Origin of the sequence: Acetobacterium carbinolicum (genome assembly GCF_047456275.1) — a bacterium.
In the GTDB taxonomy this organism is placed as follows: Bacteria; Bacillota; Clostridia; order Eubacteriales; family Eubacteriaceae; genus Acetobacterium; species Acetobacterium carbinolicum.
Genome location: NZ_CP173357.1, coordinates 707,766 through 728,902, shown reverse-complemented (window position 1 = coordinate 728,902; position 21,137 = coordinate 707,766). Strand labels below are relative to the sequence as shown.

At 42.6% G+C, this 21,137-nt stretch carries 33 protein-coding genes and 2 tRNA genes; all 35 read right to left on the bottom strand.

Going from position 1 to position 21,137, the window contains the following annotated elements; genetic code table 11:
- Window positions 1-2: 2 nt before the first annotated feature.
- The 35 genes from ACIZ62_RS03470 to tyrS all read right to left on the bottom strand — a co-directional run bounded on the left by ACIZ62_RS03470 (window position 3) and on the right by tyrS (window position 21,102).
- Window positions 3-305 (bottom strand): KOW domain-containing RNA-binding protein, encoded by a 303-nt coding sequence (locus ACIZ62_RS03470; RefSeq protein WP_111887938.1) that lies wholly within the window; start codon window positions 303-305, stop codon window positions 3-5.
- An 11-nt stretch (window positions 306-316) separates the two neighbouring features.
- Entirely contained in the window at window positions 317-1,066 is a 750-nt protein-coding gene (gene map, locus ACIZ62_RS03465) for a type I methionyl aminopeptidase (RefSeq protein WP_414151219.1), read from the bottom strand.
- Window positions 1,063-1,728, bottom strand: coding sequence for an adenylate kinase (locus ACIZ62_RS03460; protein WP_111887940.1), 666 nt, complete (start codon window positions 1,726-1,728; stop codon window positions 1,063-1,065). Before ACIZ62_RS03460 ends, map begins: the two co-directional genes overlap by 4 nt.
- Before the next feature lie 23 nt (window positions 1,729-1,751).
- Window positions 1,752-3,011 (bottom strand): preprotein translocase subunit SecY, encoded by a 1,260-nt coding sequence (secY, locus tag ACIZ62_RS03455; protein ID WP_111887941.1) that lies wholly within the window; start codon window positions 3,009-3,011, stop codon window positions 1,752-1,754.
- Window position 3,012: 1 nt separating this feature from the next.
- Window positions 3,013-3,456, bottom strand: a complete 444-nt coding sequence (gene rplO / locus ACIZ62_RS03450; protein WP_111887942.1) for a 50S ribosomal protein L15 — start codon at window positions 3,454-3,456, stop codon at window positions 3,013-3,015.
- An 11-nt stretch (window positions 3,457-3,467) separates the two neighbouring features.
- A complete protein-coding gene (rpmD, locus tag ACIZ62_RS03445) occupies window positions 3,468-3,650 on the bottom strand; it encodes a 50S ribosomal protein L30 (protein WP_111887943.1) in 183 nt (60 codons plus the stop codon).
- A gap of 11 nt (window positions 3,651-3,661) precedes the next feature.
- Entirely contained in the window at window positions 3,662-4,168 is a 507-nt protein-coding gene (gene rpsE, locus ACIZ62_RS03440; protein WP_111887944.1) for a 30S ribosomal protein S5, read from the bottom strand.
- A 17-nt stretch (window positions 4,169-4,185) separates the two neighbouring features.
- On the bottom strand, window positions 4,186-4,554 hold the full coding sequence (gene rplR / locus ACIZ62_RS03435; RefSeq protein WP_111887945.1) for a 50S ribosomal protein L18: 369 nt from the start codon (window positions 4,552-4,554) through the stop codon (window positions 4,186-4,188).
- Between the two features lie 40 nt (window positions 4,555-4,594).
- Window positions 4,595-5,131 carry a 50S ribosomal protein L6 gene (rplF, locus tag ACIZ62_RS03430; protein WP_414151218.1) on the bottom strand — a complete coding sequence of 179 codons (537 nt, stop codon included), beginning with the start codon at window positions 5,129-5,131 and terminating at the stop codon, window positions 4,595-4,597.
- Window positions 5,132-5,155: 24 nt separating this feature from the next.
- A complete protein-coding gene (gene rpsH, locus ACIZ62_RS03425; protein WP_111887947.1) occupies window positions 5,156-5,554 on the bottom strand; it encodes a 30S ribosomal protein S8 in 399 nt (132 codons plus the stop codon).
- 33 nt (window positions 5,555-5,587) lie between these two features.
- Entirely contained in the window at window positions 5,588-5,773 is a 186-nt protein-coding gene (locus ACIZ62_RS03420) for a type Z 30S ribosomal protein S14 (protein ID WP_111887948.1), read from the bottom strand.
- A gap of 13 nt (window positions 5,774-5,786) precedes the next feature.
- Window positions 5,787-6,329, bottom strand: a complete 543-nt coding sequence (rplE, locus tag ACIZ62_RS03415; protein ID WP_026393625.1) for a 50S ribosomal protein L5 — start codon at window positions 6,327-6,329, stop codon at window positions 5,787-5,789.
- Window positions 6,330-6,349: 20 nt separating this feature from the next.
- Window positions 6,350-6,664 carry a 50S ribosomal protein L24 gene (gene rplX / locus ACIZ62_RS03410; RefSeq protein ID WP_111887949.1) on the bottom strand — a complete coding sequence of 105 codons (315 nt, stop codon included), beginning with the start codon at window positions 6,662-6,664 and terminating at the stop codon, window positions 6,350-6,352.
- Between the two features lie 14 nt (window positions 6,665-6,678).
- The gene (gene rplN, locus ACIZ62_RS03405; protein ID WP_026393627.1) at window positions 6,679-7,047 is read right to left on the bottom strand and encodes a 50S ribosomal protein L14; all 369 of its coding nucleotides are present in this window, start codon (window positions 7,045-7,047) and stop codon (window positions 6,679-6,681) included.
- A gap of 27 nt (window positions 7,048-7,074) precedes the next feature.
- A complete protein-coding gene (gene rpsQ, locus ACIZ62_RS03400) occupies window positions 7,075-7,332 on the bottom strand; it encodes a 30S ribosomal protein S17 (RefSeq protein WP_414151217.1) in 258 nt (85 codons plus the stop codon).
- Window positions 7,333-7,360: 28 nt separating this feature from the next.
- Entirely contained in the window at window positions 7,361-7,564 is a 204-nt protein-coding gene (gene rpmC / locus ACIZ62_RS03395; RefSeq protein WP_111887951.1) for a 50S ribosomal protein L29, read from the bottom strand.
- Window positions 7,561-8,001: a 50S ribosomal protein L16 gene (gene rplP, locus ACIZ62_RS03390; RefSeq protein WP_204355497.1), complete on the bottom strand. Its 441-nt coding sequence runs from the start codon at window positions 7,999-8,001 to the stop codon at window positions 7,561-7,563. Before rplP ends, rpmC begins: the two co-directional genes overlap by 4 nt.
- 18 nt (window positions 8,002-8,019) lie before the next feature.
- Entirely contained in the window at window positions 8,020-8,745 is a 726-nt protein-coding gene (rpsC, locus tag ACIZ62_RS03385; RefSeq protein WP_070369935.1) for a 30S ribosomal protein S3, read from the bottom strand.
- A gap of 11 nt (window positions 8,746-8,756) precedes the next feature.
- Window positions 8,757-9,092 carry a 50S ribosomal protein L22 gene (rplV, locus tag ACIZ62_RS03380; RefSeq protein WP_026393632.1) on the bottom strand — a complete coding sequence of 112 codons (336 nt, stop codon included), beginning with the start codon at window positions 9,090-9,092 and terminating at the stop codon, window positions 8,757-8,759.
- An 18-nt stretch (window positions 9,093-9,110) separates the two neighbouring features.
- Window positions 9,111-9,389 carry a 30S ribosomal protein S19 gene (gene rpsS / locus ACIZ62_RS03375; RefSeq protein ID WP_111887952.1) on the bottom strand — a complete coding sequence of 93 codons (279 nt, stop codon included), beginning with the start codon at window positions 9,387-9,389 and terminating at the stop codon, window positions 9,111-9,113.
- 41 nt (window positions 9,390-9,430) lie between these two features.
- Window positions 9,431-10,264: a 50S ribosomal protein L2 gene (gene rplB, locus ACIZ62_RS03370; RefSeq protein WP_111887953.1), complete on the bottom strand. Its 834-nt coding sequence runs from the start codon at window positions 10,262-10,264 to the stop codon at window positions 9,431-9,433.
- A 55-nt stretch (window positions 10,265-10,319) separates the two neighbouring features.
- A complete protein-coding gene (rplW, locus tag ACIZ62_RS03365) occupies window positions 10,320-10,610 on the bottom strand; it encodes a 50S ribosomal protein L23 (RefSeq protein ID WP_111887954.1) in 291 nt (96 codons plus the stop codon).
- Window positions 10,610-11,230 (bottom strand): 50S ribosomal protein L4, encoded by a 621-nt coding sequence (gene rplD, locus ACIZ62_RS03360; protein WP_111887955.1) that lies wholly within the window; start codon window positions 11,228-11,230, stop codon window positions 10,610-10,612. The genes rplW and rplD overlap by 1 nt, the downstream gene beginning before the upstream one ends.
- 29 nt (window positions 11,231-11,259) lie before the next feature.
- Window positions 11,260-11,889, bottom strand: coding sequence for a 50S ribosomal protein L3 (rplC, locus tag ACIZ62_RS03355; RefSeq protein WP_414151216.1), 630 nt, complete (start codon window positions 11,887-11,889; stop codon window positions 11,260-11,262).
- Between the two features lie 53 nt (window positions 11,890-11,942).
- Complete coding sequence (gene rpsJ / locus ACIZ62_RS03350; protein ID WP_014357213.1) at window positions 11,943-12,251, bottom strand: 30S ribosomal protein S10; 309 nt, start codon at window positions 12,249-12,251, stop codon at window positions 11,943-11,945.
- A gap of 302 nt (window positions 12,252-12,553) precedes the next feature.
- Entirely contained in the window at window positions 12,554-13,420 is an 867-nt protein-coding gene (locus tag ACIZ62_RS03345; protein WP_414151215.1) for a DegV family protein, read from the bottom strand.
- A gap of 165 nt (window positions 13,421-13,585) precedes the next feature.
- Window positions 13,586-14,779, bottom strand: coding sequence for an elongation factor Tu (tuf, locus tag ACIZ62_RS03340; RefSeq protein WP_111889120.1), 1,194 nt, complete (start codon window positions 14,777-14,779; stop codon window positions 13,586-13,588).
- A gap of 69 nt (window positions 14,780-14,848) precedes the next feature.
- Window positions 14,849-14,924: transfer RNA gene (locus ACIZ62_RS03335), tRNA-Thr, on the bottom strand.
- An 11-nt stretch (window positions 14,925-14,935) separates the two neighbouring features.
- A tRNA-Tyr gene (locus ACIZ62_RS03330) sits at window positions 14,936-15,020 on the bottom strand.
- A gap of 61 nt (window positions 15,021-15,081) precedes the next feature.
- Window positions 15,082-15,690, bottom strand: a complete 609-nt coding sequence (locus ACIZ62_RS03325; protein ID WP_111887958.1) for a sigma-70 family RNA polymerase sigma factor — start codon at window positions 15,688-15,690, stop codon at window positions 15,082-15,084.
- A gap of 12 nt (window positions 15,691-15,702) precedes the next feature.
- Window positions 15,703-16,215, bottom strand: a complete 513-nt coding sequence (locus ACIZ62_RS03320) for an NYN domain-containing protein (protein WP_414151214.1) — start codon at window positions 16,213-16,215, stop codon at window positions 15,703-15,705.
- A complete protein-coding gene (rlmB, locus tag ACIZ62_RS03315; RefSeq protein ID WP_111887959.1) occupies window positions 16,212-17,198 on the bottom strand; it encodes a 23S rRNA (guanosine(2251)-2'-O)-methyltransferase RlmB in 987 nt (328 codons plus the stop codon). Before rlmB ends, ACIZ62_RS03320 begins: the two co-directional genes overlap by 4 nt.
- 69 nt (window positions 17,199-17,267) lie before the next feature.
- Window positions 17,268-18,458 carry a THUMP domain-containing class I SAM-dependent RNA methyltransferase gene (locus tag ACIZ62_RS03310; protein ID WP_111887960.1) on the bottom strand — a complete coding sequence of 397 codons (1,191 nt, stop codon included), beginning with the start codon at window positions 18,456-18,458 and terminating at the stop codon, window positions 17,268-17,270.
- A gap of 170 nt (window positions 18,459-18,628) precedes the next feature.
- On the bottom strand, window positions 18,629-19,864 hold the full coding sequence (hisS, locus tag ACIZ62_RS03305; protein WP_414151213.1) for a histidine--tRNA ligase: 1,236 nt from the start codon (window positions 19,862-19,864) through the stop codon (window positions 18,629-18,631).
- An 11-nt stretch (window positions 19,865-19,875) separates the two neighbouring features.
- On the bottom strand, window positions 19,876-21,102 hold the full coding sequence (gene tyrS, locus ACIZ62_RS03300; RefSeq protein WP_414151212.1) for a tyrosine--tRNA ligase: 1,227 nt from the start codon (window positions 21,100-21,102) through the stop codon (window positions 19,876-19,878).
- Window positions 21,103-21,137 lie beyond the last annotated feature (35 nt).

Here is a 21,137-nt window from a genome sequence, read left to right as displayed (position 1 = left end):
GATCAAACCTCCTCACGATTCTCATCCCCAATACCATCAGGCATGTGATAGGACTCGAGTATTTTTCTTAACTCAGCGTTAGTTATCATTTTTCCATTTAATATTTTATCACGAATATCTGTGGCTATGTGATTCGTCTTCGCCAAGTGTTTGACCTTTTTTTTCTTTGGATTACTCACTTTACGAAGCGCTCCATTCGATACAGTGGTGAAATGGTCGTTCACCACTTCAATAACCACCATAAACTGACCCTTGTCACGGCCAGCTATAGAACGAACCACTTGTCCAACTTTAAATTCATTCATCCAGCCACCAACTAAATGACTGTCAGCAGTTCTGGATCGCCGGTTCCGGTAATGAGAATGGTGTGCTCGTAATGTGACGAGAGCTTACCATCTGTGGTTACCACCGTCCATCCGTCTTTTAATGTAACAACGTCATAGGTACCGACATTGACCATTGGTTCAATGGCCAGGGTCATCCCTTGCCGCAGCCGGGGACCGTGTCCTTTTGGGCCATAATTGGGAATCGGTGGATCCTCATGCATTTGCTTTCCCACACCATGACCGACATAGTCCCGGACAACGGAAAATCCATTGTCTTCGACGTAAGTCTGAACGGCATTTGAGATGTCTGACAATCGGAAACCATCCCTGGCATATGCAATGCCGCGATAGAATGACTCCCGCGTGACTGCAATCAATCGTGCTGCTTCATCGGAAATGTTGCCAACTCCGTGAGTAACGGCAGCATCACCAACGTAACCCTTGTATGTCGCGCCAATATCAATACTGATAATGTCGCCTTCCTGCAATCGCCGCTTCTCAGGAATCCCATGCACTACCACTTCATTAATTGAAGCACAGATTGAGTTTGGGAATCCGCCATAGCCTTTAAATGTAGGAATTGCATCCGCAGCGCGAATGTACTGTTCAACTGCATGATCCAGTTCTTGTGTTGTTACCCCAGGCTTAATCATTTTTCCAGCCAAAGCATGGGCGCCTGCCACAATCTTTCCGGCATGACGCATCAGATCAATTTCCTTTCGGGATTTTATGGTTATCATCTTTTCTTAACTCCACTTAGGATTTCTTCGATGTTTTCAAAAACATCGTCCATATGTTGCAATCCATTAATATTGATGATCTTTTGTTTGTCTTGATAGAATTCAATTAATGGTTCGGTCTGATCCTGATAAACTTGAATTCGCTTTTTTACGGTCTCAACTTTATCGTCATCCCGCTGATAGAGTGGTGTGCCATCTAAATCACAGACACCCTCAACCTTTGGCTTGCTGTACTTGATATGATAGGTTGCATGACAGGTCGGACAGATTCGTCGCCCTGAAACACGTTCAATCAAAATGTCAAATGGTACCTCAAGATTGATAGCAAAATCCAACTCACAATCACGCTTGGCATTGATTCGGCATAAAGCCTGAGCTTGATCAACCGTCCGGGGAAATCCGTCCAGTAAATAGCCATAACCAGCAGCCAGTACATCATCATGGGTCAAACGGTCTTCAACCATATCAATGACTAAATCATCGGGCACCAATAGGCCTTGAGCCATATACTCTTTTGCCTTTTGACCAAGAGGTGTATCTTTACTCATGTTTTCTCGAAAGAGATCACCTGTTGAAATATGTGGGATTTTATAGGTTTCGCAAATCCGCTTCGCCTGTGTCCCTTTGCCGGCTCCCGGAGGTCCTAATAATACAATTCTCATTTTTCACTTAACTCCAGTTCATTTTAAGATTTTAAAAATCCCTGATGGTGTCTCATCATCATTTCTGCTTCAATCTGTTTAACCGTTTCAAGGGCTACCCCAACGACAATCAGCAAACTTGTTCCGCCGAATTGAAGATTGACACCCATAAAATTACCTACAAAAATAGGAATAACAGCAATGATCGCTAAAAAGACGCCACCAAATAATGTTAATCGGTTCATAATTCTCGACAAGTACTCTACAGTTGGTTTCCCCGGTCTGATCCCGGGAATATAACCGCCTTGTTTTTTGATATTTTCTGCGATATCAAACGGATTAAATGTTACAGCTGTATAGAAATAGGTAAACGCAATAATTAATGTGATATATATAATATTAGTAAGCCAGGATCCCCAAGCTAAATAAGTTGAAATAAAATTTGCAAAGGCCGATGTTGGGAAAAAGCTGGCAATTGTTGCCGGAAATAAGGTTAACGAACTGGCAAAGATGACCGGAATAACGCCTGCCATATTCACGCGCATGGGAATGTGAGTAGTTTGTCCACCATACATTTTTCTGCCAACAACCCGTTTTGCATACTGAACCGGGATTTTTCGTTGTCCTTCCTGAACAGCCACCACACCAAAGACAACCACCACAATAAAGACAAGAAACACGATCAAAGTGATCGGATTTAACGTGCCAATTGTAACATATTGATACATTTGGCCAATCGCAGATGGGATTCGGGAAACAATACTGATGAAAATAATCAAAGAAATACCGTTACCGATACCACTTTCAGTAATTTGTTCACCCAGGTACATCAAAAACGCTGTCCCTGCAGTAATACATAAAACAACCGTAAATACGGTAAATGGCGTTCTATCAATTAACAAATCGCCGAAGGATAAGCTCATGCCCAAAGCCTGGATCAGTGCCAGCACAATGGTCAGGTAACGGGTGTACTGAGCCAGCTTCTTGCGTCCTTCTTCCCCTTCTTTTTGTAGCGCTTCCAAAGCTGGAATTGCAAATGCCAAAAGGTTCATGATAATTGATGCATTAATATACGGGGTGATACTCATGGCAAAAATAGTGAAATTACCAAAGTTACCACCGGATATAATATCAAACAGACCAAAAATCCCACTATCATTGACGAGTTGACTTAACTGCGCGGTATCAATGAATGGAACCGGTATGAAGGATCCCAAACGATATACAAACAGCAGTAATAAGGTAATGATTATCTTTCGTCGTAGATCTGGAATTTTCCAAGCATCCTTCAAGGTAGAGACCATATTAGATCACCTCTACCTTTCCTCCTCCAGCGAGAATTTTCTCCTCAGCTGATTTGCTGATTTTGTGCGCTTTGATGGTGAATGCCTTTTCAACTTCTCCGTTTCCAAGGATTTTCAACCCATCATTTAATTTTCGGACGAATCCGTATTCAAGCAATAGTTCCGGGGTAATCACTGTATTGGCATCAAATGCATTCAGCTCCCCCACATTGACAATTGCATAGGTTTTTTTGAATCGAGCGTTTGAGAAACCACGTTTAGGTAAACGACGTGCCAATGGCATTTGTCCACCTTCAAAACCTGGTCGAACACCACCACCGGAACGTGATTTTTGTCCATCCTGTCCACGACCAGCAGTTTTTCCAAGACCAGAACCAGTACCGCGTCCTTTTCTCTTGGGTGCCTTTTTTGAACCTGGGGCTGGACTTAAAGTATGTAACTTCATCTTGACACCTCCTATACTTCTTTTACTTCGAGCATGAAGTCTGTTATATGAATCATGCCACGAATCTGAGGGGTATCATTATGCTTTACGGTCTGGCCAATTTTTTTTAGGCCTAAAGCTTCTATGGTTGCCCGTTGTTTGGGGTTACGACCAATCAAACTTTTCTTTAGTGTAATTTCTAATTGCTTAGCCATAATGATTCCTCCTAATCTAAAATTTCTTCAGGTTTTTTACCACGTTTAGCTGCTACTTCTTCAACTGTAGTCAGTTCTGCAAGGCCTGCCATTGTAGCATTAACCATGTTACGGGCATTGTTTGATCCTAAAGATTTAGTACGAATATCTCTGATACCAGCAAGTTCCAAAACCGCACGGACAGGTCCGCCAGCAATAACACCAGTACCTTTTCCAGCAGGTTTTAATAATACATGGCCTGCACCAGCTTCACCATTGACTAAATGAGGAATAGTTGTTCCAACCATTGGTACTTTAATCAGTGATTTTTTTGCCGAGTCGATACCCTTACGAATCGCATCTGGAATTTCCATTGCTTTTCCTTTACCGACGCCAACATGACCGTTTTCGTCTCCAACAATCACAAGACAGCTGAATCTGAAGTTACGACCACCTTTAACAACCTTAGTTACGCGGTTGATGGCAACGACTTTTTCCTTCAAATCTAATGTACTTGGATCGATTTTTTTGTTTTGCATCAAATGACCTCCTTTACTTAGAATTTCAGGCCGGCTTCACGAGCGCCGTCAGCCAATTCTTTTACTCTACCATGATATACATAACCACCTCGATCAAATACAACTGCTTCGATGCCTTTTTCAAGAGCACGTTTAGCAATCGCCTGACCTACGGCTTTAGCTGCTGCTTTATCTCCACCTTTTGACAATTGACCTTTAAGATCAGAGTCATTGGAAGAAGCAGAAACCAATGTGATACCTTTAGTATCATCTATAATTTGAGCATAAATATTCTTATTACTTCTAAAAACGTTTAAGCGTGGTCTCATTTCAGTTCCGGAAACTTTGTTTCGGACCCGATAGTGACGTGCGATACGAATTTTATTTTTAATGGGTTTCTTAATCATCGAGTTTTACTCCCTTCATCATCTTTGACGGGCAAGCAGGTTATTTACCTGTTTTACCTTCTTTACGTCTTATTACTTCGTCAGAATATCGTACGCCATGACCTTTGTAAGGCTCTGGTGGGCGTTTCGCTCGAATATTGGCTGCATGCGCACCCACTGCTTCTTTACTAATGCCTTTAATGACGACTTTCGTATTGGTTTCTGGAACCGCTTCAACACCTTTTGGATCTTCCATCTCAACCGGATGTGAATACCCTAGATTCATGACTAATTTGGTTCCTTTTTTTTCTGCTCTATATCCTACTCCACTGATTTCCAGGGTTCTTGTAAAGCCAGCAGTGACACCAGTAACCATGTTTTGAATTAAAGCCCGGGTTAAACCATGAAGCGATTTATGCAGCTTACTTTCAGATGGTCGGGTCACAACGACTTCGCTCTCTTGAACATCGATGATGACATCAGGATGAAAAGTTCTAACGAGTTGTCCTAATGGACCTTTGACAGTCAACGTCTGACCGTCTTTTTTTATGTCGACTCCTGGGAGGATTGCAACGGGTGCTTTTCCTACTCTTGACATCTTTTTACCTCCTGTCTTAATTTGTTACCAAACGTAACATATCACTTCGCCGCCAACGCCGGCTTTTCTTGCTTTTTTATCGGTCATTACGCCTTTTGATGTAGAAACGATGGCAATGCCAAGGCCGTTTAGTACCTTTGGCACATCGTCTTTACCGGCATATACTCGTAAACCTGGTTTAGAGATTCTTTTAATGCCTGCAACGACACGACTTTTGTTTTCTCCGTATTTAAGTGCAATTTTTATGACACCTTGCTTTTCATCGGCAATGTAATCAACTTTATTAATGTAACCTTCTTCTAAAAGAATTTGAGCAATTGCTTTCTTTTCTTTTGAAGCAGGCATCTCAACTGTTTTATGACCTGCATCATTTGCATTTCTGATGCGTGTTAACATATCCGCAATAGGATCAGTCATAACCATACTCGGTACCTCCTTTTCTTTGCCAGTTTGTTTTTACCAGCTTGCTTTTCTTACGCCAGGGATTTCGCCTTTATATGCTAATTCTCTGAAACATATACGACAAATACCAAATTTCTGTAACACAGAATGTGGTCGTCCACAAATTCGGCAACGTGTATATGCCTGAGTTGAATGTTTTGCTTTGCGTTGTTGTTTTTCTTTCATCGCTTTTTTTGCCACTGTACTGTCCTCCTTATGCTCTACTGAATGGAATGCCAAGCAGTCTCAACAGTTCGTGAGCTTCTTCATCGGTATTTGCCGTTGTGACAAACATGATATCCATGCCTCGAACTTGTTCAACCTTGTCATAATCAATTTCAGGGAAAATGAGTTGTTCTTTGATACCAAAAGCATAATTACCACGTCCGTCAAATGATTTGTTGGACAAACCTCTGAAGTCACGTACTCGAGGAAGGGCAACGTTGAATAACTTGTCAGTAAATTCGTACATACGATCACTTCGTAGAGTTACTTTCGCTCCAATGTTCATGCCTTCTCGGACTTTAAAGTTGGCTACTGACTTTTTCGCCTTTGTAATTACTGGTCGTTGACCGGCAATTATTCCAAGGTCAATTACTGCGGCTTCTAAAGCTTTAGAGTTGTCTTTGCAATCTCCTAAACCCATGTTGAGTACAACTTTTTCTAGTTTAGGAACTTCCATGATGTTTTTATATTGAAATTTTTCCATCATTGCTGGAATTACTTCAGTAAGATATTTATCTTTTAATCTGGGCATATTGGTCCTCCTTCCCGAAATTAATTACTAAATGTTTCATTACATTTTTTACAAAATCTGACTTTTTTTCCGTCATTTAAAACTTTTTGTCCGGTTCTGACACCTTTATCACATTTTTCACAATAAAGTAACACATTAGAAGCCTCAAGTGCACCTTCTTGACGGATTATTCCGCCTTGCTGTACTTGTTGAGTCGGTTTCTGGTGCTTCGTTACCATGTTTACATTTTCCACAAGGACTTTTCCATCTTTAGGATAAGACTGAATCACTTTTCCCTTTTTTCCTTTGTCCTTACCGGAAATTACCATTACGATATCATCTTTTTTAATATGCATCTTTCATTTCCTCCTTAAAGTACTTCAGGAGCCAAAGATACGATTTTCATGTATTTCTTGTCCCTTAACTCTCTTGCGACAGGTCCAAAAATACGGGTACCTTTTGGGTTTTTATCATCTTTTATAAGAACCGCTGCATTCTGATCAAATTTGATGTAACTGCCATCATCTCTTCTAATTCCGCTTTTTGTTCTAACGACAACCGCTTTTACAACGTCGCCCTTTTTAACATCGCCACCGGGTGCAGCACTTTTAACAGCACACACGATGATGTCTCCGATATTTGCATATCGTCGACCGGAACCCCCGAGAACTCGGATGCACAGTAATTCCTTTGCACCGGTATTATCTGCTACTTTCAGTCTCGTTTCTTGTTGAATCATCCGAAATACCTCCTTCCGCACATTGACTTATAGTGCTTTTTCTACGATTTCTACTAATCTCCAGCGTTTGTCTTTGCTGAGTGGTCTTGTTTCCATTATTTTAACGGTATCACCGATATTACATTCGTTTTGTTCGTCATGGGCTTTGAACTTTACAGTGTGTTTCACTCGTTTTGAGTAAAGCGGATGTTTTACAAAACTTTCCACAGCAACAACAACGGTTTTATCCATTTTATCACTGGTTACTTTACCGATTCGACTTTTTCTGTAACCTCTTTCTTCCATAAGCTAAACCTCCTTATCTATTGGTTTATTATGCTTCATCCGACTTCATGGCACGTTCCTGGATAATTGTCTTAATCCGTGCATAAGTCTTCTTAACTTCTTTGATCCGCATTGGGTTTTCCAACTGGCCTGTCGCATGTTGAAATCGAAGGTTGAATAATTCTTCTTTCAGATCACCCAATTTTGCTTCAAGCTCTAGCGTTGTTAATTCTCTTAATTCACTTGGTTTCATGCTTCATCACCCACTTCTTGTGCTTCCTGATCTTTACGAGTGATAAACTTCGTTTTGATTGGCAATTTATGTTGAGCAAGACGCATGGCTTCCCGAGCTACTTCCTCAGAAATTCCAGCGATCTCAAACATGACTCTGCCTGGTTTTACCACTGCAACCCAATACTCTGGAGACCCTTTACCGGAACCCATTCGAGTTTCTGCTGGTTTTTGCGTGACCGGTTTATCAGGGAATATTTTAATCCAAACCTGGCCACCTCTTTTAATATATCTGGTCATCGCAACACGGGCAGCTTCGATCTGATTAGCAGTAATCCATGCTGGCTCCAATGCTTGAATAGCGAAATCTCCGTAGGTAATCTTATTACCACGAAGGGCTTTTCCTTTCATACGACCTCTATGTTGTTTTCTACGTTTTACACGTTTAGGCATTAACATATGCGTTGGCCTCCTCTCTTAGTTTTCTGTCCTGTTAGTAGGAGCTTTTCGGCGCGGTGCACTTTTTTTCGCTTTAGCGTCATCTTCAGCGGTTACCGCTAAAATATCTTCGCGTCCAGTTAAAATTTCGCCCTTATTAACCCAAACCTTGACACCGAGTTTACCATAGGTGGTATCCGCTTCGGCAAAGCCATAGCTAATATCAGCTCGGAGGGTTTGAAGGGGAACTTGACCTTGGGCGTAATGTTCGTTTCGTGCCATTTCAGCTCCGTTTAAACGGCCTGCAACAGCAGTTTTAATTCCCTTGGCGCCTGCTCTCATGGTTCGCTGCATGGTTTGTTTCATTGCTCGTCGGAAGGAAATTCGTCGTTCCAGCTGAGCGGCAATGTTTTCAGCCACTAATTGAGCATCCATATCGACGTTCTTAACTTCAACAATGTTGATAAAAACGGTTTTCTTGGTCATTTTTTCAAGTTCAAGACGTAACGCATCGATACCTGCACCGCCACGACCAATAATCATCCCTGGTTTTGCTGTATAGATATGAATCTTTACCTTGTTACCAAAACGTTCGATGACAATTTTAGAAATGCCCGCCTGGTATTGGTTTACTTTTATATATTTACGAATATCGTAATCTTCTATTAAACAATCAGCAAAATCCTTGTTGTTAGCAAACCATTTTGCATTCCAGTCCTTAATAACGCCAACTCTTAATCCGTGAGGATTGACTTTTTGACCCATCTATGCCCTCCTTACTCTTTTTCTTTTAATACGGCTGTAATATGAGACGATCGTTTTCTGATAATTGTTGCTCGTCCCTGTGCACCCGCTCTGAATCGTTTTAATGTCGGACCCTGATTGGCATAAATCTGATCGATATATAAGTTCTCAGGGTTCATGTTGAAATTATTTTCAGCATTTGCTAAAGCAGATTTTACAACTTTGTCAATTATTTTAGCTGCTTTATTTGGTGTTAATGCTAGAATACTTAATGCTTCTCCAAGACTTTTGCCTCGAATTAAATCAGCCACTAATTTAGCCTTTCTGGATGAAACACGTACATATTTAGCTGTCGCTCTTGCTTCCATTCGTATACCTCCTTCTGGCTATCTTAATTTAGATTTCTTTTCCCCAGCATGACCTCTAAAGGTTCTGGTTGGCGCAAACTCTCCAAGTTTGTGTCCGACCATATCTTCAGTAACATAAACTGGAACATGTTTTCTGCCATCATGAACGGCGATGGTGTGTCCTACCATTTGTGGGAAAAGTGTCGAGCTTCTCGACCAGGTCTTTAGCACATTCTTTTCACCTTTATCATTCATTGCTTCAATGCGTTTAAGTAACTTTTCGTCACAAAAAGGTCCTTTTTTTAATGATCTACCCATTATTCAACCTCCTCTCGGTTCGTTATCTTATGGTTTTTAGCTTATTTTTTATTTCGTGATCTTACGATATATTTATCGGAAGGTTTGTTTTTCTTACGTGTCTTGTAACCAAGGGTTGGTTTACCCCAAGGCGTAACTGGGCCAGAACGTCCAATTGGAGCACGTCCTTCACCACCACCGTGTGGATGGTCACATGGATTCATTACTGAACCACGAACCGTTGGGCGGATGCCCATATGACGTTTACGACCAGCTTTACCAATACGGACATGCTGATGATCCAAATTTCCAACCTGACCAATGGTTGCTCGACATTCAATTCTCACGAGTCTCATTTCACCGGAAGGCAATCGCAGTGTTGCGTAATTTCCTTCTTTAGCCATCAGCTGAGCGCTGGCGCCGGCGGAACGAACCATTTGAGCACCTTTACCATTTTTTAGTTCGACACAGTGAACCGTTGTACCAACAGGAATGTTTTGAAGTGGCAAACAGTTACCAATGGTAATATCTGATTCTGGTCCAGAGAAAATAACATCGCCGACCTTTAACTTAAGTGGTGCAATAATATAACGTTTTTCACCATCTGCATAGTGAACCAGTGCTATATTTGAACTTCGGTTTGGATCATATTCAATTCCGGCAATTTTTCCCGGAATGTTATCTTTATTTCTTTTGAAGTCAATAATTCTGTATTTTCTTTTTGCTCCACCACCATGATGTCTAACGGTAATACGGCCATATGCGTTACGACCGGCATGTTTTTTAAGGGGCTTTAATAAAGCCTTTTCGGGTTCATGCTTGGTGATTTCCTCGAATGTATTGACGCTCATATTTCGACGTCCCGGGGACGTTGGTTTATACTTTCTAATACCCATTAATCGCTACCTCCTTTTTTTGTATGCTTCTCGGGTTGTAGTCTCGTTTGTTCGCTTATACGCCTTCGAAGAATTGGATACCCTTACTTCCAGGTGTTAATTTCACGATTGCTTTTTTCCAATCTGATCGTCGACCAACGAAACGTCCGGTTCTTTTGAGTTTGCCTTTCATATTCATAGTGCTCACTTTTTCAACTTCAACACCAAATATGACTTCAACGGCATTTTTAATTTCAATTTTATTCGCTCTTTTATCCACTTTAAAGGTGAATTTTTTTTCTTCGGCATCGGCCATACTACGTTCGGTAATAACTGGCTTGATAATAATATCGCGAGGATTTTTCATTATGCGTATACCTCCTCAATTTTTTGTAATGCTTCCTGAGTCATGATCAACACGTCATATTTCAACATATCATATACGTTTAATTCACTGACCGTCGTTGTTGCAACCTTTGGAATATTGTTTGCGGAACGGATAATTGCTTCGTTGTTTTCCGGAAGTACAATCAAGGCTTTTTGAGCATTGATATTGTTCAGCACAGCAATCATTTCTTTGGTTTTTGGAGCATCCATCACCAATTGATTTAAGACCCGCAGTTCATTTTCCTGAGCCTTTGCTGAAAATACCGACTTCATCGCTAAAGCTTTAACTTTTTTGTTAACCTTTTTGCTATAGTCTCTTGATTTTGGTGCAAAGATCACACCGCCGCCCTTCCACAATGGAGATCGGATGGTACCGGCACGAGCCCGGCCTGTTCCTTTTTGTCTCCAGGGTTTACGACCACCGCCACGGACTTCGGATCGAGTCAAGGCGGAACGTGTTCCCTGTCGTCTATTTGCAAGCAGTGCAACCACTACTTCATGTACTACGTGTTCGTTGGGTTCGATTCCGAAGATTCCTTCGCTTAATTCGACATCACCAACAACATTTCCTTTTACATCTAAAACGTCAATTTTAGGCATTTGATTTCCTCCTTTCAGGCTTGATTTTTTTATGCTTTAACGCTGCTTTTAATTGTAACAAGTGCTCCTCTAATGCCTGGTACCGCGCCCTTGATTAAGAGCACATTGTTTTCTGCATCGACTTTAACAACTTCCAAATTAACCGCAGTTACATTTTTGTTTCCCATTTGGCCAGGAAGTTTCTTGCCTTTGAATACTCTTGAAGGCGAAGAAGATGCTCCCATGGAACCTGGTCGACGGTGATATTTGGAACCATGAGCCATTGGTCCTCGGGATTGGTTATGTCGTTTAATAACCCCCTGGAACCCCTTACCCTTTGATGTTCCCGAAATGTCAACGCGATCACCAGCTTCAAACAGCTCAGCCTGAATTAATTGACCAGTTTCATAACTTGCATAATCATCAAGTTTGAATTCCCGGATTACTTTTTTATAATCGACACTATTTTTGTCATAGTGACCTTTTAGCGGTTTGGTCATGCGTCGTTCTTTAACTTCGCCAAATGCTAATTGGAGTGCTTCATACCCATCTGTTTCGATGGTTTTCTTTTGAAGCACAACGCAAGGTCCTGCTTCTACCACGGTAACTGGAATAACCGTTCCGTTGTCTGTGAAAATCTGGGTCATCCCAATTTTTCGTCCGATAATTGCTTTTTTCATTATTTCCTCCTAAATATCATTGGATTGCTGTGCAATCATAATACCAATGGGGTCTATAGTTTGATTTCTATATCAACGCCTGCTGGTAAGTTCAATCGCATTAATGCGTCTACGGTTTTTGGTGTTGGGTTTAAAATGTCAATTAACCGTTTGTGTGTGCGCATTTCAAATTGCTCTCTGGAATCCTTATACTTGTGCACTGCTCGAAGAATCGTAATGATTTCTTTGTCTGTTGGCAGTGGCACTGGACCAGATACGCTCGCACCTGTTCTCTTTGCTGTTTCAACAATTCGTTCAGCGGATTGATCGAGTAACTTGTGATCAAACGCTTTTAATCTGATTCTAATCTTTTGTTTTGCCATACCTAAATTTTACCTCCTTATCAATTTTTACTCGTCATTTAGGTACTCCAACCACTCGTCAACCCATCCGGGTGTTTCATCATTATTTTTTTTAGCAAAATGACGGATCATTTTGCCGAAAATACTTGATTTTGAGTGGTTGTCGTCCGATTCAAAGATCGTGACATACTCCATGGGAAAAACCTGTCTAAGGCGACAGCAACCTCTCACTTCATCGCAGAGTGTCAACCTTTCACATTATACAAGAAAAAAACGCCCTTGGCAAGCGTTTTTTTTAATTTAACAATGATTTTATTTTTTTCTTACTTCAATATTTCGTCCGGCGGTGTGTCCAGAAAGTAAATCCCTGTTCCCTGAAGACCCAGATGGGCTGCCAGAACACATCCAATCGGAACAGGCTCGATATGCTTAACACCCATCAGGCGAAGTGCCGCTTCATAATCTTCGACCGGCTTCATCGACCCGGTATAGGCAATGCCAACGTTTTGATCCAGATATCCCACAATATTTTCTGCCGTCTTATCAATAATCGTCTTTTGGGCTTTTTTTGTTCCTCGAGACTTACCAATAATTTTTAGTTCGCCATCTTCCACCGATACGATCGGATGAATTTTTAAGAAACCACCGACGACTGCTGTACCCTTGGATACCCGACCACCCATGTACAGCCAGTTGAGATCTTCAATACTAAAATAAAAATGAGCATGAGGAATGAACTTCACTGCTGCATCAGCCAGATAATTCAGATCTTTTTCCTGGTCAATCAGTTTTAGCAGTTCCACTGCGATCAAACCAATGCTGCCGCCGCTGTGGAGACTGTCAACGATTCGGCACTTGAAATCGGGGTATTTTTCCTTCACCTCTTTTAAAATCAGACCAGCCGTTTCATAGCTCCCTGATAGTTTTGAGGTAAACGCAAGATAGAGGCACTCGATATTGTTTTTGGCACAGTTTTCAAAGTATTCCATGAAGTCCCCCGGATTGACCTGAGACGTGGTCGGAACAATTCCTTGTTTCATAGACTTGTTCATGCCGTCCAGATCAATTTCCCGTTTATCCCGGTAGACCACCCCTTCAATAATAACATTCAGCGAAACCATATCCAGACTGGGATGATTCACAAAGTCTTTTGGCAGATCGCACATACTATCAACTAAGAGTCTAATCATTTCTCACTTCTTTCTAAATTGCAGCCAGCAATTTTTTACTAATCGATCTAAAATCAGCAATTTCTCTAAGTTACTATTTTACCACTATCTTTAAACTTTAACAATACGCAAGTAAAAAAACCGCCCTCGCAAGGACGGTTTGACTTTTTAAAATCAGACTCAGCTTCAGTCCGCCAGCATTTTAGCTACAACACCAGAACCAACGGTACGACCGCCTTCACGAATCGCGAAACGTAAACCTTCTTCGATGGCGATTGGGGTAATCAGGGTGATTTCCATTTGCACGTTATCCCCTGGCATAACCATTTCAACACCTTCTGGTAATTTGATAACACCTGTTACATCCGTTGTTCTAAAGTAGAACTGTGGTCGATAGCCGTCAAAGAATGGGGTATGACGTCCGCCTTCTTCTTTGGTTAAGACATATACTTCTGACATATAGTGGGTATGTGGTTTGATGGAACCGGGCTTAGCCAGTACCTGTCCACGTTCGATTTGAGTTCGGTCAACACCACGCAGTAATGCCCCAACGTTATCCCCTGATCGTCCTTCGTCCAGTAATTTACGGAACATTTCGATTCCGGTTACGACTGTTTTGCGAACATCGTGAATACCGACAATTTCAACTTCTTCACCGACTTTAACAATCCCACGTTCGATCCGTCCAGTTGCGACGGTACCACGGCCGGTGATTGAGAAAACATCTTCGACTGGCATCAGGAATGGTTTTTCAGTATCACGAACAGGATCAGGAATCCATTCGTCAACAGCAGTCATCAGTTCAACAATCTTGTCACCCCATGGGCCATCGGGATCTTCCAGACCTTTTAAGGCCGATCCGGCAATGATTGGTGTATCGTCGCCTGGGAATTCATATTCGTCAAGCAGTTCACGCACTTCCATTTCAACTAATTCCAGTAATTCTTCGTCATCGACCATATCGACTTTGTTTAAGAAAACAACGATGTATGGTACGCCTACCTGACGGCTTAACAGGATATGTTCACGGGTCTGTGGCATTGGACCATCGGCAGCGCTAACAACCAGGATCGCGCCGTCCATTTGAGCAGCACCGGTAATCATGTTCTTAACATAATCGGCATGGCCCGGGCAGTCAACGTGAGCATAGTGACGTACTGCTGTTTCATATTCTACGTGAGCGGTTGAAATCGTGATCCCACGTTCTCTTTCTTCTGGGGCTTTATCGATGTTTTCAAATGCAACGGCTTCCCCTGTTCCAAAGCGCTTATTAAGTACCGATGTGATTGCCGCTGTTAATGTCGTTTTACCATGATCGACGTGACCAATTGTTCCAACATTTACATGGGGCTTATTTCTTTCAAATTTTGACTTTGCCATTGTATTCTCCTTACAAATCTAAAAATTATCGTGTTACTACTATGTCAAATTTAATTTGTGATATAAAAATGGAGCCCTCATCCGGATTTGAACCGGAGACCCCCACCTTACCATGGTGGTGCTCTACCTACTGAGCTATGAGGGCTTATAATAAAATGGTGGGAGAAGATGGATTCGAACCATCGTAGACGTTGTCAACGGATTTACAGTCCGCCCCCTTTAGCCACTCGGGCATTCTCCCACGTGTTTATTAATTCAGCTTCTCTATGATAGTTTGTTTTTGCTTTTTTGTCAACCGTTTTTCATATTTTTTTGCCTATTTTTTTTCGGATTCGCTGTAATGCATTGTCAACAGACTTATTGCTGCAGTCCAACATCCTGGATATTTCATAATAGGAGGCTCCCTGAATGAAATAGGCAAGCACTTTTTTTTCAAAAGCAGACAATTCGCGTTTAACATCAATTATTAACTGCTCCAGCTCTTCTGCTTTGATTAGTTCTACCCCAGGCTCAACACTTTTTTTGGCGGCCAACCGGTCAAGAATACGATGTTGCGGCTCCTCTTCTGAAACTGCAGCATAGATGGACACCGAATTATTCAGTGGTAGATGCTTTTGTCGATTGGCTGAACTGATGGCGGTTTGGATTTGACGTTCAATACAGAGATTGGCAAAGGTCGAGAATTGAACTTCCCGGTCGGGGCGAAAATTCCAGATGGCTTTGAGTAACCCCATCATCCCCTCCTGGATCAGATCTTCATTATCTCCCCCCACCAGATAGTAGGATCGGGCCCGGATCAGTACGTTTTTGCGGTATTTTTCCAGCAAAAATTCTTCGGCAGCCTTGTCGCCTTGTTGGGCTGTCTTTACTATTTCTAATTCTGATCGTTTTTCATTTCCAGGCTCGCTCATCTTATCCTCGCATCATTCTTTAACGCGCATTTTATTAAATTGATCCAGGGTCTCCGCATCCATAAAGTCACTGAGCTTAAGCCCTTGTTTTTTGACACTTTTCTTCTTATCATCACGAAATTTTTTGACAACTGCTTCCATATCCTGGATCAGCTCCCGCACTGGAATCCGCTCGGCTCCGCTGGCCATCACCATTTGCTGCAAGGTAAAATCCGATGTCACCACCCGGACGCTGTAGGCTTTCGGCAGGCTGTAAACCAGTTTTTCAATGTACGTATCGGCAGTTTTATTCTTTTCGGTAAAAACCACCTTAATTCGCCCCACCAACTCTTCCCGTTTTTCCAGCGATTGTTGCAAATAGGCATCAAAAACAAGGATGGTTTCCCATCCTTTGAATCCGCTGTAGCCATTTAAATCACTAATCAACTTGACGCGTGCTTCTTCCAGTTCTATTTCTGAAAGGCGTTTTAAATCCTCTGAACCGTGGATGACATTATAGCCATCCACAATTAATATAGTTTTCATTGAAACCGTTGTTTGGCAGCCTCTGAAAAAATGATCGCTGCAGCTGCTGAAGCATTAAAGGATTCGATTTCGCCATGAATTGGAATAGAAACCGAAAAATCGCATTGTTTCTTTACTTTTTCGCTGATTCCAACGCCTTCGTTACCGATAACAATGGCCAGAGACCCCTTATAATCTGCTTTATAATAAGGATTTCCCTTCATATCGGTAGACATGATCCAGAACCCTTTTTTCTTTAGCTCATCAATTGTCTGGCTGAGATTGGTCACTTTAACTATCGGGGTGTGAGATACCGCCCCGGAGGAAGCCTTAACCGAAACGGCGGTCAAAGAAGCCGATCGACGGTTGGGAATGATCACCCCGTCAGCACCGCAAACATTAGCACTCCGGATAATCGCCCCCAGATTGTGGGGATCAGTGAGATGATCCAAAATGACAATGAAGGGGTCACGCCCCTTGGCCTTGGCATGACTTAGGATATCCTGAAGATCACTGTAGGGGAATGGTGCCATCAGTGCTACAATCCCCTGATGAACCTGACCATCGGCCAGATACTCCAGTTTCGCTTTTTCAACAGAATGGATAATAATGTTTTGCTTTTTGGCCATATCAGTAATTTTTTTAAGGACATGGTCGGTATTGTCTTTTAAGATCAGCAGCTTGTCAATTTCCTGACCAGAACGCAGTGCTTCCATCACCGGGTTTTTCCCCACGATTACAAATGTTTCTTCGGTTACGCCATCATCTTCACGATTAAATCGCTCCTGTTTGCGGGGCGGTTTACGCTCGTCAAAACGACGGGGTCCCCGTTCTTCTTTAGGACCACGCGCATCAAATTTGCGGGACTTTTTATCATCCCTGGCACCGCGTTCTTCAAACTTGCGGGGTTTTTTATCATCTTTTGGCGCGTTGTCACTTTTTCTGCCTCTGGGCTTATCACTGGTCTTAGTGCTGTTCGATCGACTATTTGATACTCGTTTCATCTTTTCACCTATTCTTTATTTTTTCTTGATTTATCTCTTGATAAATCGATTCCTGCATTATTTACGCTATTATTCAGTTATTTCTGTATTGTTTAAGACTTCTGCTACGTCCTCTGGTTTTCGTTTCCGCGGTGGCAACGGGCCATAATATTGGTAATAATGGGTCTTAATGTCACCATTATAGAGTTTTCTGTTTTTGGTTGATGCTTCACCAAAGAATTTCTCAAACTTTTCATAACCGGTAATAATAAAATAGGACCAATCTTCCAGACTTCGAAAAACCTTACCCATATCCCGATACAAACGCTGAATTTCTTTTTCTTCACCAATTCGCTCCCCATAAGGCGGGTTGGTAATAATGACCCCGTATTTTTTCTTGGTGGAAATGGATTGAACCGGCAGTTTCTGAAAAGCAACCAGATCCGCGACCCCGGCCAGCTCAGCATTGGTTCGGGCCTGTTTTAAGGCATCGGCATCACAGTCCGATCCCAGCAACAAAAATTCTTTGTCATTAATGGCATCGCGAGCTTCCTGTCTGGCCTGTTCCCACAGTTCCGCCGGAATGGCGTCCCAGGTTTCAGAAATAAAATCCCGTTTCAGGCCCGGAGCTATGTTTTTGCCAATTAACGCCGCTTCAATAACAATCGTTCCGGAACCGCACAGGGGGTCCAGAAAAACACGCTCCGGGCGCCACCTTGATAGATAAACCAGGGCTGCTGAAATGGTTTCTTTAAGCGGCGCCTCATTTCCGTACTGACGGTACCCGCGCTTGTTAAGACCGGAGCCACTCGTATCAATGGACAGGGTCACCTCGTCCTTGAGAATTTGAATATGAATGGGATACTTGCCACCACTTTCTTCAAACCATTCGACATGATACTTCGATTTTAACCGTTCCACCACCGCCTTTTTGACAATCCGCTGCCCGTCCGATTTACTAAACAAGGTCGATTTGACGCTGGTGATTTTAGCCGCCGGAAATTCTCCGTCAACAGGGATCCAGTTTTCCCAGGGCAGGGCCTTTGTTTTCTCAAACAATTCATCAAAGGTTTCGGCCTTAAATCGGCCAATCTCCAGTAGTACCCGGTCAGCACAGCGCAGCCACAGATTTGATCGGGGAATAGCGTCTAAAGGGCCAGCGTAACGAATTTTTCCATTCTCAACTTCCGTTACCTCATAGCCCAGTTTTTTTATTTCGTCCTTTACCACACTTTCGATTCCAAACGCAACCGTGGCAATTAAATTTACTATTTTCGACATTTATTTATCCTTTATCGTTATTTTTGATCCTACTTCTAACTATCAATATTACATTATAACATAAGATTTCACTTTATTCTTAAATAGTTTCGCATCACAATCAAAAAATGACAACAAAACACCGGCATGACCGAGGCATACCGGTGTTTTAGGTAATAAAAACTAAATCTTTAAAATTTCTTGATTTCTTCATCCCGGCCAAATACCAAAAAGCCTTCATACTGGCCGTTATCCCAGGCTGCGATCTGCTTGCCAAATTTTTTCTTCATGGCTACCAGATTCACCCGATAACCTTCGTTCCGCCAACAGTCAGCTACACCGATGACAGCTCCCATGTTATTGATTTGTGCGTCGTAGAACAGAATAATAGCCGGGTCGATTTGTCGGGCATCTTGCTGTTCTTCCATGAGAATTGAAATAATTCGTTCGAAGCCAATCGAAAAGCCAACTGCTGGCACCGAAACCTTGTTGTACTTCCCAATCATGTTATCATAACGACCGCCGCCGGCAATGGAATACCCATAGAGTCCGTAACTGACTTCAAAGATCAGACCGGTATAATAGCCCATGCCCCGGATCAATGAAAAGTCAAAAACAACATCAAATTGCTCTTTGGCCAGCGTTTTGACAGTACTTATCACCTGGGTCAGGTCCCCAATTGAAGCAGCATCTTCCACCCACTTTTCCAAATTATCGAGATTGATGCCGGTAACACAGGCCATCAGCTGGTTCACTTTTTGCTGCTCGTGTCCCTTTTCCAACAATTCGCCAGTTACCCCAGCGGCTCCGATCTTATCCATTTTATCCAGCGAAATACAGACCGACCCAACCTGGTCTGCTGCAAACCCGGCCTTTATAATGACCTCACTAAGTAGCTGGCGATGATTCACTTTAATGGTGAACCCCGAAAAACCGATCGCCAGCAGTGCTTTTGCGGTGGTGTCGATCAACTCAATCTCGGCCGAAACGGTTGGATCGCCGATAATATCGATGTCGCACTGTTTAAATGCCCGGAATCGTCCTTTCTGGGGCCGTTCTGCCCGAAAGACGTTACCGATCTGAATGGCCTTAAACGGCGTTTCTAACACTTCCTGATTATTTGAATAAAAACGACTCAGGGGCAGGGTGAGATCAAAGCGCAGTCCCATATCGCAAAGATCTAAAACACTGGCATCGGGATTTAAGTTGAGCTTTTCACCGCGTTTTAAAACGGTAAAAAGCATTTTTAAGTTTTCGCCCCCGTCACTGCCCAAAAGCAATTCCAGATTTTCCATTACCGGGGTTTCAATCCGACTAAATCCATGCGCGCGATAGACTGCCAATATCTGCTGTTCCAGGCGATCCCGGATTTTTGCTTCCTCGGGTAGAATATCCCTTGTACCTCTAACTGGTTTTGAACTAATCATCTGATCACCTTCTATACAAGATTAATTTGCTTGAATGCTTTTTTGCCCTTTTTCAGGACAATTCTTCCGTCTTTAAAAGCTGTCGGGGTTACCAACAGCTTAAAGTCTGTTACTTTTTCGCTATTTAGCAAAACTCCGCCCTGTTTAATTAAGCGCCGTCCCTCACTGCGGGTAGGAATCAGTTTGGCGACTTCTAACAAAGCAAGAATATCCATACCTGCTCCCAGTTCAGCCTTTGATAGTTCTACGCTTGGTATCTCGGCATCGCCCTGGTCACCGCCAAAAAGCTTCCGGGCCGCATTTTGAGCTTCCTGTGCGGCTTGCGAGCCGTGAATAATTTCAGTGACCGTGTAAGCCAGAATTTCCTTGGCCCGGTTGATTTCTGAGTCTTTAAGTGCTCCCAGCCGACGCACCTCGTCCATCGGAATAAAGGTCAGCAGGGCCAAACATTTTTCGACATCGGCATCGGCAATGTTTCGCCAGTATTGATAAAATTCATAGGGCGATGTTTTTTCCGGATCCAGCCATAAGGCACCTTTAGCGGTTTTCCCCATTTTGATCCCTTCACTGGTCGTCAACAGGGAGAAGGTCATTCCGAAAACCTGTTTAGCATCTTTGCGCCGGACCAATTCAACTCCGGCAATGATGTTGGACCACTGATCATTTCCGCCGAACTGCATCTTACAGCCCTGTTCTTGATGTAAGACGTAAAAATCATAAGCCTGGAGCAACATATAATTGAATTCTAAAAAGGTCAGCCCTTTTTCCAGCCGCGATTTATAACAATCGGCAGTCAGCATCCGATTCACTGAAAAATGTGCCCCAATTTCCCGCAAAAATTCGATATAGTTTAGAGGCAGTAGCCACTCGGCATTATTAAGCATCACGGCCTTATCATCTTCAAAGGTCAAAAACTTTTCAAACACACGCTTGAATTTTTCACCATTTTCTACAATCCGTTCTGCTGTCATCACCTGACGCATGTCGGTTCGGCCAGAAGGATCGCCAATCATGGTGGTTCCACCCCCGATTAGGGCAATCGGACGATGTCCATGCCGTTGCATGTGGGCCATTACCATAATCTGAATGAAATGTCCGATGTGAAGACTGTCCGCCGTCGGATCAAAACCAATATAAAATGAAACGGATTCCTCCGCCAATAGTTTTTTAATTTCCTCTTCGTGGGTGCACTGTTCGATAAACCCCCGCTCCTGCAATACGTCAAATACACTTTCCATCAATCTGTGTCCTTTCCTTTTTCAATGGGGTTTCC